Genomic DNA, 12,005 nt, shown 5'->3' with positions numbered 1-12,005 from the left:
TCAGCCAGCTGTGGAACGGCACCTACACCCAGAGCGGCGCCACCGTCTCGGTCGCCGACGCCGGGTACAACAAGTCGCTGGCGGCCGGTGGCGGCACCGCCTCCTTCGGCTTCACCGGCAGCTGGACCGGCAGCAACTCCAAGCCGGCCGCCTTCACCCTCAACGGCGCCTCCTGCACGGTGAAGTAGCACCGCAGGGACGCTGAGGCGGGTACATCGGGGCGGCGGCCGTCTTGCCGACGGACGCCGCCCCGGTGACCATGGTCCCGCTGCTGGGTGAACAGCGGCCCAGGCACCGGGAGGCCCCGTGGAGATCGTCGTCCCGACCACACACGGCAAGGTACGCGGACGGGAGGTGGACGACACCGGAGGTGTCGCCGCGTTCCTCGGCATCCCCTACGCCGCACCGCCGGTCGGACGGCGGCGCTTCCACGCGCCCCAGCCGCCCGAGCCCTGGGACGGCGAGCGGGACGCCTTCGCCTTCGGCCCCACCGCTCCCAAGCCCGGCTATCCCCCGGCTCTCGCCGCGATCCTGCCGGACCCCGACATCCCCGGCGACGGCTTCCTCAACCTCAACGTCTGGACCCCCGCCCCGGGCCGCGACTCCGCCCTGCCGGTGATGGTCTGGATCCACGGCGGGGCCTTCCGCAACGGCTCCTCCGCGGTCCCCGTCTACGACGGGGCCGCCTTCGCCCGCGACGGCGTCGTCTGCGTCACACTCAACTACCGGCTGGGCGCCGAGGGCTTCCTGCTGCTGCCGGACGGCACCGCCAACCTCGGGCTGCTCGACCAGCTGGCCGCCCTGCGCTGGGTCCAGGAGAACATCGCGGCCTTCGGCGGCGACCCCGGCAATGTCACCCTCTTCGGCGAGTCCGCCGGCGCCATGTGCGTCACCACCCTGATGACCGTCCCCCGGGCGGCGGGGCTCTTCCACCGCGCGATCGCCCAGAGCGGCGCCGGCCACCACGCCCTCCCCGCGGACATCGCCCTGCGCATCACCACCCGCGTCGCCGCCCACGCCGAGCTGCCGGCCACCGCCGACGCCCTGCGCGGCGCGGACCCCCGGCGGCTGCTGCAGGCGGTCAGCGCAGTGCAGCGCGAGTTCACCACCGGCCACGGCCGGGAGGAGTGGGGGGAGGCCGCGGGCGGCGGCATGGTGCTGATGCCGGTGGTGGACGGCGACCTGCTGCCCGCCCGGCCGGTCGACGCGGCCGCCGCCGGAGCCGGCACCGCCTACCCCCTGCTGACCGGCACCAACGCGGAGGAGTTCCGGCTCTACCTGGTCCCCACCGGCATCAGCGACTCGGTGCCCGCGGAGTCGCTGCCGGCCCTGCTCGCCGACTGCGGGCCGGACCCCCGGGAGGTCGTCGCCGTCTACGGTGAGGCGCTGCCCGACGCCTCCCCGGGCGACCTGCTGGCCGCGGTGCTCACCGACCAGACCTTCCGCATCCCGGCGGTGAGGATCGCCGAGGCCCGCGCCGCCCACGGCGCACCCACCTGGGTGTACGACTTCGACTGGCGCTCCCCCGCCTTCGACGGGCGGCTGGGCGCCTGTCACGCCCTGGAGATCGGGTTCGTCTTCGACAACCTCGCGCAGGGCACCCTCGGCGACGCCGGCACGCCGCCGCAGCACCTCGCCGACGAGATGCACGCCGCCTGGGTGGCCTTCGCCCGCGACGGCAGCCCGGGGCCGTCCTGGCCCGCCTACGGGGCGGACCGTGCGGTGCTGCGGTTCGCTGCCGACGGCAGCGGTGTGGTGCACGACCCCCGGGCGGCCGAACGCCGGCTCTGGAACGGCGTGCGCTGAGCCGGTCGTGCCCCGGCCACCGGCCGGGGCACGGGCACCGCCCGCCGGCCGTCAGCCGTTCAGGAACGCCAGGTCGAGGCGGGCCAGCCGGTCCGGGTCGGCGAGGATGTCGATCCGGGCGATCCGGCCGTCCACCACGGTGAAGCCCAGGACCGCCACCGGCTGCCCGTCCGCCGTGGAGACCACCCCGGCGGCACCGTTGACCATGGCCGGCAGCGGGGCCCTGGCGGCCCTGGCGAAGGTGAGCGCCTGACCGGCCACCGCCCGGGCGCCGCGGACCACCCGGGACACGCCCGCCGCGGGCCCCAGGTCGGCCTGCAGCACCACCTCCGGGTCCAGGACCGCCAGCAGCGCGTCGAAGTCCCCGTCCCGGGCGGCGGCCAGGAAGGCGTCCACCACCCGGCGCTGGCGGCCGGGGTCGCCCTCCGGCGCCGCCGCCGCGCCCCGCACCCGGCGGCGGGCCCGGCTGGCCAGCTGCCGGGCCGCAGCCGGGGTGCGGTCGACCATCGGCGCGATCTCCTCGAAGGGCACCCCGAACAGGTCATGGAGCACGAACGCCAGCCGCTCCGCCGGGGCCAGCGTCTCCAGGACCACCAGCAGCGCCAGGCCGACCGAGTCGGCGAGCACCGCCTGGTGCTCGGGGTCGAGGCCCTCCTCGGGACCCACCACCGGGTCGGGCAGCCGTCCCTCCAGGGACTGCTCGGCCCGCGACGCCCGGGAGCGCAGCATGTCCAGGCAGACCCGTCCCACCACCGTGGTCAGCCAGCCGCCGAGGTTGCCGATCTCGTCGCCGCCGGTGCGGCTGAGCCGGATCCACGCCTCCTGGACGGCGTCGTCCGCCTCGCTGAACGAGCCCAGCATCCGATGGGCCACCGCCCGCAGGTGCGGCCGGTGTTCCTCGAACCGTCCGGCCAGAAGTTCACGCTCGTCCATCTGCCTCATTCTCCGTCTCGCGTCCGGTCACCACCTTGACGGACGGACCGCCGTCGATGTGACCGCGTCCCGGCCGCCGGGGTCTCAGGGGGTGCGGCGGGTGGCGAGGTTGCGGGCGATGTCGAGGGTCAGCCGGTGCCAGGGGCGGCGGGGGTCGCGGCCGGTGAGCTCCCGGATGCGGCGCAGCCGGTAGCGGAGGGTCTGCGGATGCAGGTGGAGGGCGTCCGCGGCGGCGGTGGCCGATCCGGTGTCGAGGTAGGCGTCCAGGGCCTCCGCCAGATGGCGCCGGTCGGGTCGCAGCAGGGGCCCGAGGACCGCCTGGGCGACCCGTTCGGGGGAGGCGCTGGGACGGGCGCCGAGCAGCGCCAGCACATACGCGTCGGCGGCGTGCAGCAGCGCCTGGCTGCCGTAGGCGTGGACGGGGGCGGTGTCCAGGGCGTCGGCGGCGAGCCGGTACGCGGTGGGGATCTGCTCGGCGGGCTCGCCGGTGATGGCGCAGCCGCGCCAGTGGTGGAGGGCGAGGGCGGCGGGCAGTTCGCCGGCGGTGCCGGCGGGGAGCAGCAGCACGGCGCGCGGACCCCGGGTGGTCATCAGCACGGTTCCGCCGCCGGGTTCGCCCAGTCCGTCGGCGAGGGCCGCCGCGGTGGCCGCGGCGGACGCCTCCGGAAGGACGGCCTCCCGGCCCGCGGCGGACTGCGCGGGGTCGGGCTCGGCGACCAGCAGGCAGTAGGGGTCCGGCAGTCTCACGCCCAGGCGGCTGGTGCGGTCGGCGAGCGCGCCGGCCGAGGAGTGACGGCCGGTGACCAGGTCGTCGAGGAGGTCGCGCAGTGCCCGGTTGCGGTCGCCGGAGAGCCGCTCGGCGGCGGCGGTGTAGCCGGCGTAGAGCGATTCCGAGATGGTGTCCAGGCCGGAGAGCCAGAGTCCGGCGAGGGCGAAGACGTCCTCGACCTCCAGGAGGTCCGCGGTGTGGGTGGCGAGGTGCTCCAGCAGGGCGGTGGCCGCGACCCGGTAGGCGCGCAGCACGGCGGGCAGGGGGCGTCCGTCGGCGGCCCGGGCGGCGCCGATGCCGCGGAACCGGGCGAGGTCGGCGGGGGTGAAGTCGCCGCCGTCCACCCAGAGTTCCAGGCTGCGGGTGAGCACCCAGGCGGTGATGGCGCGGACCTCCGGGAGTCTGCTGCCGTCCAGGGCGCGGTAGGCGGGGACCTGCCGCCGCACCTGCTGCACCAGGGTGTCCACGGCCGGTCCGACCTCGCCCAGGATGTCCCGCTGCACCTGCTCCCGCGCCTGGTGGCCCATGGCTGCCCCGTTCCGCCCGGTTGTCATCAGCTGATAAGACCCCCCACGCGTTCTGCGCAGAGTCGTTGTCCGGGATTGTCACTCCCGCCAGTATTCGCGGGGAAGACCCCGAGGGAAGGAGTGCCCGTGGCAGCTGTCGCAGCCGAGCCGGAGGTGCCGCCGAGGACGGCGCCGTTCGCGGAGAAGATGGCCTACTACCGCTCGCAGCACACCAGCCGGGGCATCCGGATGACGCATCTGGTGGGCATCCCCGGGGTGGCGGTCTCGCTGCCGCTGCTCTTCGCCCGGCCACGGGTGGGGGTGCCGATGTTCGCGGCGAGCTGGGCGCTCCAGGTGGCGGGCCACAAGCTCTTCGAGAAGAACAACCCGGCGCTCACCAAGGGCTTTGTCTCGTTCCAGCTGTGCGGGCTGGCGTTCTGGTGCGAGGAGGTCGGCGAGCTGATCGCCGGACGCGGCCTGGACTGACGTCAGCCGTTTGACGCGACATCGTTTGACGAACCGTCAACTCCGTTGAGCCGCATGCCGTGTCCGCTCTGCGGTCAACCGGGCACGGGGGGTGACAGCGGCCCGGCGCGGCCTCCATGCTGGCGTGGTGGCGCAGACTGATCCGGGCTCGCAGGAGCCCTCGCCCGTCCTCGACCGGCCTGCGGCCGGGGTGTCCGCGGAGCCCCGGCCGCCGGACCCGGGGCCGCCGTCGGCCGGGCCCCGGTGGGCCGCGGCGGCCACGGTGCTGGTGCTGCTGCTCCTGGCGGGCCGGTACGGGTACCACCGCGACGAGCTCTACTTCCTCCAGGCGGGCCGCCACCCGGCGTGGGGCTATCCGGACCAGGGCCCGCTGACGCCGCTGCTGGCTCGGCTGGCCGACCTGGTCGCCCCCGGGAACCTGTACGCGCTGCGCACCCCCTCGGCGTTCATCGCGGGCGGCTGTGTGCTGCTGGTGGCGGGGATCGCCCGCGAACTGGGCGGCGGCCGGGCGGCCCAGACGGCGGCCGCCTTCCTCACGGCGACCTCGGCGATCGTCCTGGCGGCCGGGCATCTGCTCTCCACCACCACCGCCGACGTGCTGGTGTGGCTGGTGGTGCTGCGCTGGACGGTACGGGTGCTGCGCACCGGGGACACCCGGTGGGCGCCGGCGGTGGGTGCGGTGCTGGGGGTGGGCCTGCTCAACAAGGACCTGCCGCTGCTGCTGGGCGCCGGGCTGGTGATCGGCGTGGCCTGGGCCGGGCCCCGTACGCTGCTCACCGACCGGCGGGTCCTCATCGGCGCCGCCCTCGCCCTGCTGATCGCCGCGCCCAACCTGGTGTGGCAGGCCGAGCACGGCTTTCCGCAGCTGCGGATGGCGTCCGCGATCTCCGGCGGGGGCAGCTCCTACGGGGGCCGGCTGACCGGTCTGCTGCTCCAGCTGGTGATCGTCAGTCCGTTCGCACTGCCGGTGTGGGTGGCCGGGCTGCGGGCGCTGGAGCGCCGGCCGGAGTGGCGCCGCTACCGGGCACTCAGCCGGACCGCGGTGGTGGTGTACGCGATGGTGCTGGCCACCGGCGGCAAGGGCTACTACGACGCCCCGCTGCTGCTGGCGCTGACCGCCGCCGGGTCGGCCGCCGTGCGCTGGGGTGCGCCCGGCGCCCGCCGCTGGTGGCTGGGGGCGGGGGCGGTGGCCGCGCTGGTCTCGGCGGCGGTGATCTCGCTGCCGGTGATCCCCGCGGACCGGCTTCCCGGCTTCGTGGTGGTCGTCAACTACGACGACGGGGAGACCATCGGCTGGCCCGCCTTCACCGACTCGATCGCGGCGGTGTACCGGTCCCTGCCCGCCCAGGAGCGGGACCGCGCCGTCATCCTCACCGGGAACTACGGCGAGGCGGGGGCGCTCGCCCGCTACGGCCCCGCCGAGGGCCTGCCGCGGGCCTACTCCGGCCACAACGGCATGGCCGACTTCGGGCGGCCGCCGGACGGCACCGATGTGGTGATCGCCGTGGGCTGGGACCACCCCGACCAGTTGCGGCAGTGGTTCGCGGACGTCCGCGACGCCGGCCGGGTCGACGAGCGGATCGACGTCGACAACGACGAGAACCACGGCCCCATCCGGGTGTGCCGCCACCCCCTGCGCCCGTGGCCCGAGCTGTGGCAGCAGATGCGCCACCTCGGCTGACGCCGCGAGGGGGCGGGGCACACCGTCCCCGGGTGTCGTCAGTGCGCGTCCAGCTCCGCCAGCTCCGCCGGGTCCAGCACCAGGTCGGCGGCGGCCGCGGAGTCACGGGCGGTCTCCGGCCGGCTGGAGCCGGGGATGGGGATCACCACCGGCGACTTGGCCAGCATCCAGGCCAGGCAGACCTGCTGCGGCGAGACGCCGTGGGCGTCGGCGATCCGGGCGAAGGCGGCGTGGGTGGTGCCCAGCCCACCGGCCCGGGAGATGCCGCCCAGCGGGCTCCAGGGCAGGAAGGCGATGCCCAGCTCGTCGCAGAGCTCCAGCTCCGGCTCGCTGGAGCGGAACTCCGGCGAGAACTGGTTCTGCACCGAGACCAGCCGGCCGCCCAGGATCTCGTTGGCCAGCCGGATCTGCTCCGGATCGGCGTTGGAGATACCCGCCATCCGGATCTTGCCGGCGTCCAGCAGGTCCCGCACCGCGCCCACCGAGTCCGCATAGGGCACCCGGGGGTCGGGACGGTGGAACTGGTAGAGGCCGATGGCCTCCACGCCCAGCCGGGACAGCGAGGCGTCACAGGCCGCCTTGAGGTGCTCGGGGGAGCCGTCCAGGGTCCAGGTGCCGTCACCGGGCCGCAGATGGCCGCCCTTGGTGGCGACCAGGACGTCACCGCCGAGGGCGTGGCCGGCGAGCGCCTTGGCCACCAGGGTCTCGTTGTGCCCGACCTCGTCGGCGTGCAGATGGTAGGCGTCGGCGGTGTCGATCAGGGTGACACCGGCGTCGAGCGCCGCATGGACGGCGGCGATGGAGCGCGCCTCGTCGGGGCGGCCCTCGATGGACATCGGCATGGCACCGAGCCCGATCGCACTGACCTCGGTGTCGCCGATCCGGCGGGTCTGCATGGTCCTCGCACCCTTCGTCGTGCTGGTCAACGGTGCCAGCCTCTCCCCGCCGCCGCCTGCCGTCCAATAGAAGAAAGCGAAGGCACTGAGCATCTAGGCTGCACAATCGTGGAACTACGCCATCTGGAGTACTTTGTCGCCGTCGCCGAGGAACGCCACTTCACGAGGGCGGCCCGGCGGCTGATGGTCTCCCAGTCCGGCCTGTCGGCGTCGATCCGCGCACTGGAGCGGGAACTGGGCACCCCGCTGTTCGTGCGCACCACCCGCAGTGTCGAGCTGACCGGCGCCGGGCACGCCCTGCTGGGCGACGCCGCCAGGGCGCTGGCCAGCGTACGGGCCGGCAGGGCGGCCGTGGCGGCCGTCCAGGGGCTGCTGCGGGGGACCCTGTCGGTGGGCACCGAGCAGTGCATCGCCGGGGTCGACGTCGCCGCGCTGCTTGCGCGGTTCCGCGCCGCCCACGGCGGGGTGGAGGTGCGGCTGCGGCAGGCCGGCTCGGCCGCCCTGGTCGAGGATGTCGCGGCCGGCCGGGCCGACCTGGCGTTCGTCGCGCTCTGCGGGGCCGCCCCGGAGACCGTACGGCTGATCCCGCTGGTCCGCGAGCCCATGGTCGCGGTGTGCCGCGCCGACCATCCGCTGGCGGACGCGCCCCGGGTGACGGCGGAGCTGCTGGGCGGCGAGGCGTTCGTCGACTTCCACGCCGACTGGGGCACCAGGGCGGTGACGGACCGACTCTTCACCTCGGCCGGGGTCGACCGACGGGTCGCCCTGGAGGTCAACGATGTGCACAGCTTGCTGGACCTGGTGCACCACGGCCTGGGCGTCGCCGTGGTGCCGCTGGCCTACACCCGCAAACCGCAGGCCGCGGAGCTGCGCACCCTCCCGCTGGCGGACGCTGCGGCCCACAGCTGGCAGGTGGCGGTCGCGGTGCCGGCCGACGACCGGCTGGGCCCGGCCGCCCGTGAACTGCTCCGCCTCCTGGACCCGGCACCGGCCGGGGAACGGGAGGCCGGGCGGCTCCCCTGAGGCCGCCCGACTTCTCTAAGGCCGCTCCAAGGTTCCGTGAGAGTCGGTCTGAGCCGCGCCTGGTCTGCTCTTACTGCGGGACGGTGGCAGGGGGCCCCGTCCACCCGAGGAGGGGATCGCAGATGCACCACGGAGGACGATGGATCGCGACGGGGGTCGCCGTCGCGGTGATGACCGGGCTGACCGGGTCGGCGGTGGCCGCCGGTCCGCAGCCCGCGCACGGCACGGCGGCCGGCAAGCCCGCCGGGCAGTGCCAGCCCCTGGCGAAGGGCGCGGGCAAGCTGTCGGACCGGCAGCTCGCGGCGCTGAAGGCGAAGCTGCGCGCGCTCGGCGCCAAGGGCGTGGTCTGCCCGGGCGGCAAGCCCGGGCAGAAGGGGCCGGACCGGGGCAAGCCGGTGGACGACCTGGCCGCCAAGCTGGGCGTCAGCCCGCAGCGGCTGGAGCAGGCCCTGATCCATGTGAAGCAGGCCCTGGGTCCCAAGGGCGGCAACCCGACGGACCACCCGGCCGTGGTCGCCGCCTTCGCCCATGAGCTGGGCATCTCCACCAAGCGGGCCGCCGCGGTGCTGCGGGACCTCTTCGGCCCGCAGCCGGGCAGGCCCGGTCCCGGCGGCAAGCCCGGCAAGCCCGGCGGAGACAAGCCCGGCAAGCCCGGCCCGGGAGGCAAGCCCGGGGCGCCCGGGGTGCCTGCGGGGTTCGCCCAGAACCTGGCCGAGCAGCTGGGGGTGAGCCGCGCCGCCGCCACGCGCGCCGCCAAGGAGCTGTTCGCCCTGGGCGAGCGGCCCGGCGGCATCAACCCGCGGAGCAAGGAGTTCGCCGCGATCGCCAAGCAGCTGGGCGTGACCCCGAAGCGGCTGGCGGACGCGCTGAGCGCGGTGAAGCAGGGTAAGGACAAGCCGGGTTCCGGTGGTTCCAAGCCTGCCCCGGGCTCCAAGGGCGCAGCCTGACGGTTCCGCTCAGGCCGGTGCGGGGCAGGCCCCGCACCGGCCGTCCTTACCCTTTCTTCATCTGCCCGTGGGGGAGCATGTCGGCCATGCGAGTGCTGGTGGTGGACGACGACGAGGCGGTTCGCCGCTCACTGGCCCGCGCGCTGCTGCGGGACGGCTACGAGGTGTCGGTGGCGGCCGACGGCCGGGCGGCGCTGGAACTCCTGGCGGCGGGCCGCCAGGACGCGGTGGTGCTCGATGTGCTGATGCCCGAGCCCAACGGGCTGGAGGTCTGCCGCCGGGTCCGCAGCCGCGGCGACCGGACGCCCATCCTGATGCTGACCGCGCGCGATCTGGTGCAGGACCGGGTCGCCGGTCTGGATGCGGGCGCCGACGACTACCTGGCCAAGCCGTTCGCCCTGGAGGAGCTGCGGGCCCGGCTGCGGGCACTGCTGCGCCGCAGCGGCGCGGCCAGCGAGGTGCTGCGCTGCGCCGATCTGGAGCTTGATGCGGCGGCCTGCCGGGCACGGCGCGGCGACCGGGTGCTCGAGCTGACCCGTACCGAGTTCGCCCTGCTGGAGCTGTTCCTGCGCAATCCGGGGCGGGTGCTCAGCCGGGCGCTGATCCTGGACTCGGTGTGGGGGTACGACTTCGGCACCTCGTCCAACGCCCTCTGGGTCTACATCAGCTATCTGCGCGGCAAGTTGGAGGCCGGCGGCGAGCCCCGGCTGATCCAGACCGTCCGCGGACTCGGCTATGTGCTGCGGGAGGAGCCGTGAGCCTGCGCAACCGGGTGGCGATGGCCGGGGGCCTGGTGGTGCTCGCGGCGCTGGTGCTGGCCTCGCTGGTGCTCTACCCCTCGCTGGGCGGCGAACTCAGCCACCAGCACGACAGCAGCCTGGTCTCCGCGGCCGAGAACGACTCCGACCGGCTGCTCACCGCCTTCAAGTTCAAGGCGGCCAAGGGCGAGCCGGTGATCCCCGACAAACCGGTGAGTGTGGGCAACACCCTGCTCCAGTTCATCCCGGCACCGGTCAAGGTGGGTTCCGACACCGGCTTCCTCCCGGTCACCGAACGGGATGCGGAGGTCGCGGACGGCACGGCGGCGCCCTACTTCCAGGACGCCGAGCACGACGGGGTGCGCTACCGGGTCTACACGGCGGCGCCACGGGGGGCCTCCGGCATGCTGGTCCGGGCGGCGCTGCCGCAGTCGGTGATCGGCACCACGCTGGGACGGCTGGGGGCCCTGCTGGTGGGCATCACGGTCGGCGGCGGGCTGCTGGCCGCTCTCTCCGCCCGGCTGGTGGCGGGCCGGGTGCTGCGCCCGGTGCGGCAGCTCACCGAGACCGTGGAGCATGTGACGGCCACTCAGGACCTGGGCGCCCGGATCGACACCCGCGGCCGGGACGAGATCGCCCGGCTGGCCCGGTCCTTCACCGCGATGATGGCCGCTCTGGACGAGTCGGTCCAGGCCCAGCGGAGGCTGGTCGCCGACGCCTCGCATGAACTGCGCACCCCGCTGACCAGCCTCACCACCAACCTGGAACTGCTGGACGAGGGCGCCGGGGTCACCGATCCGCAGGCCCCGGCGCTGGTCAGGGACGCCCGTGCGCAGGCAGTGGAACTCCGGGCGCTGCTCAACGACCTGGTGGACCTCGGCCGCTACGAACGGGCGCAGACCCATGTGGAGGCGGTGCGGCTGGATCTGCTGGCCCAGCGCGTGGTTGAGCGGGCGTCGGCCCGTACCGCCACGGTGTCGCTCTGCACACGGCTGACCGAGTGCATGGTGCAGGCGGACCCCGACGCGCTGGAGCGCGCGGTGGGCAACCTGGTGGACAACGCGGTGAAGTGGAGCCCGCCGGGCGGCCGGATCCTGGTGGCGGTGGAGGCGGACGGCGCGGTGACGGTGGCCGACGAGGGTCCCGGTATTCCGCCGGCCGACCTGCCGTTCGTCTTCGACCGCTTCTACCGCTCCCCCGCGGCCCGTTCGCTGCCCGGCTCCGGGCTGGGGCTCGCCATCGTGCGGCAGATCGCCGAGACGCACGGCGGCGGGGTCGCCGCGGAGCCGCTGGAGCGCGGGGTGCGGATGCGGCTGTTCCTCCCCGTACGGGCACCTGACGAGCCGGGGCCGACGGGCGCGTGCGACCGGCCCGGGTGACGGACCCGGGCGGTCGGCCCACAGGGCGAACCGTGTGACCGGCCGTACCTCCCCGTACGGGCACCTGACGAGCCGGACCGACAGGCGCTTGCGACCGGTCCGGGTGACCGGCCGTGGGGCCGGCCGGGTGACGGAGCCGCGGCGTCCAGCAGGATGTCGTTGGTGCCCACCTGGATCAGCAGTGGGCGTGCCCGACACCGTCCGTACCACGCGGACGACGCTCCACAACCGACCCGCACTCCATGTCGTGCCGGACCACGGGCCCCGCGCCGGGGGCCGACCCGCCAAGCCGACCGTGGTCGGCCGGTGCCGATCACCCTGTGCGATCACCCCGTGCGAGTCAGCCTCTCGGCCGACGAGCGCCGGGCTTGTATGCTGCTCAGCGCTTCACAGAGTCGTGGTCCCCTGTCTCTGCATCGGAGGCGGCACACCCGGCCCGCACCCCCAGGGCTGCGAAGCGTCCGGCACGGGCACGTATCGCCCCGCGNNAGGGGACCGCGGGACGCGGGGGACCGACGACGACCGGTCTGCCATGCGTCCGGGACGGAAGGCCAGTGATTCCCCCGAGGGCCTACGCCCGCGATGCCTTTCAAGGAGACCGGTGAACCGCAACGACCAGCACCTCCGCAGCGCCCGGCCGGGTCTGCCGCGCGCCCGCCGACCGCTCACCACCACCCTTGCGCTGCTGCTGGCGGCAGCCGGGGCCGCCGCGGGAGCCACCGCGTGCAGCGGCGACGCCACTCCCCCGCCGGTGGTCGCCGACCAGGGCACCCCGGCCCCCGCCCCCGCCCCGACGCCGGTGGCGTCGGTGTCCCCCCAGC

Annotated in this window: 11 protein-coding genes and 1 pseudogene; 9 read left to right on the top strand and 3 right to left on the bottom strand. The window is 74.9% G+C overall.

Going from position 1 to position 12,005, the window contains the following annotated elements; all coding sequences use genetic code 11:
* Nucleotides 1–188 (top strand): cellulose binding domain-containing protein (locus tag AOK09_RS31550; protein WP_175609373.1); only part of this gene is annotated, 188 nt, incomplete at its 5' end.
* A gap of 118 nt (nt 189–306) precedes the next feature.
* Nucleotides 307–1,806, top strand: a complete 1,500-nt coding sequence (locus tag AOK09_RS31545; RefSeq protein WP_055590651.1) for a carboxylesterase/lipase family protein — start codon at nt 307–309, stop codon at nt 1,804–1,806.
* A gap of 51 nt (nt 1,807–1,857) precedes the next feature.
* Here the strand turns inward: AOK09_RS31545 and AOK09_RS31540 are convergent, their stop codons facing one another.
* Both AOK09_RS31540 and AOK09_RS31535 read right to left on the bottom strand, forming a co-directional pair.
* Nucleotides 1,858–2,739, bottom strand: a complete 882-nt coding sequence (locus AOK09_RS31540) for a sigma-70 family RNA polymerase sigma factor (RefSeq protein ID WP_055590650.1) — start codon at nt 2,737–2,739, stop codon at nt 1,858–1,860.
* Nucleotides 2,740–2,823: 84 nt separating this feature from the next.
* Nucleotides 2,824–4,062, bottom strand: coding sequence for a PucR family transcriptional regulator (locus AOK09_RS31535; RefSeq protein ID WP_217698520.1), 1,239 nt, complete (start codon nt 4,060–4,062; stop codon nt 2,824–2,826).
* A 99-nt stretch (nt 4,063–4,161) separates the two neighbouring features.
* Here AOK09_RS31535 and AOK09_RS31530 point away from each other — a divergent pair, with 99 nt between their 5' ends.
* Nucleotides 4,162–4,500: a DUF962 domain-containing protein gene (locus AOK09_RS31530; protein ID WP_217698519.1), complete on the top strand. Its 339-nt coding sequence runs from the start codon at nt 4,162–4,164 to the stop codon at nt 4,498–4,500.
* A 127-nt stretch (nt 4,501–4,627) separates the two neighbouring features.
* Nucleotides 4,628–6,181 (top strand): ArnT family glycosyltransferase, encoded by a 1,554-nt coding sequence (locus AOK09_RS31525; protein WP_217698518.1) that lies wholly within the window; start codon nt 4,628–4,630, stop codon nt 6,179–6,181.
* A 38-nt stretch (nt 6,182–6,219) separates the two neighbouring features.
* Here AOK09_RS31525 and AOK09_RS31520 read toward each other — a convergent pair whose 3' ends face one another.
* The gene (locus AOK09_RS31520; RefSeq protein WP_055590647.1) at nt 6,220–7,077 is read right to left on the bottom strand and encodes an aldo/keto reductase; all 858 of its coding nucleotides are present in this window, start codon (nt 7,075–7,077) and stop codon (nt 6,220–6,222) included.
* A 108-nt stretch (nt 7,078–7,185) separates the two neighbouring features.
* On the opposite strand from AOK09_RS31520, the gene AOK09_RS31515 reads away from it, so the two are divergent.
* The 5 genes and pseudogenes from AOK09_RS31515 to AOK09_RS31495 form a co-directional block, all read left to right on the top strand.
* Complete coding sequence (locus AOK09_RS31515; protein WP_055590646.1) at nt 7,186–8,100, top strand: LysR family transcriptional regulator; 915 nt, start codon at nt 7,186–7,188, stop codon at nt 8,098–8,100.
* Nucleotides 8,101–8,222: 122 nt separating this feature from the next.
* Nucleotides 8,223–9,047, top strand: a complete 825-nt coding sequence (locus AOK09_RS31510; RefSeq protein ID WP_055590645.1) for a hypothetical protein — start codon at nt 8,223–8,225, stop codon at nt 9,045–9,047.
* 77 nt (nt 9,048–9,124) lie between these two features.
* Nucleotides 9,125–9,805, top strand: coding sequence for a response regulator transcription factor (locus tag AOK09_RS31505; protein ID WP_217698517.1), 681 nt, complete (start codon nt 9,125–9,127; stop codon nt 9,803–9,805).
* Nucleotides 9,802–11,184 carry a sensor histidine kinase gene (locus AOK09_RS31500; protein ID WP_055590643.1) on the top strand — a complete coding sequence of 461 codons (1,383 nt, stop codon included), beginning with the start codon at nt 9,802–9,804 and terminating at the stop codon, nt 11,182–11,184. The genes AOK09_RS31505 and AOK09_RS31500 overlap by 4 nt, the downstream gene beginning before the upstream one ends.
* A 601-nt stretch (nt 11,185–11,785) precedes the next feature.
* Nucleotides 11,786–12,005 (top strand): annotated as a pseudogene (locus AOK09_RS31495) (hypothetical protein); the annotation flags it as partial.

The organism is Peterkaempfera griseoplana, assembly GCF_001418575.1.
Classification (GTDB): Bacteria; Actinomycetota; Actinomycetes; order Streptomycetales; family Streptomycetaceae; genus Peterkaempfera; species Peterkaempfera griseoplana.
This window is presented reverse-complemented; position numbering and strand designations above follow the sequence as displayed.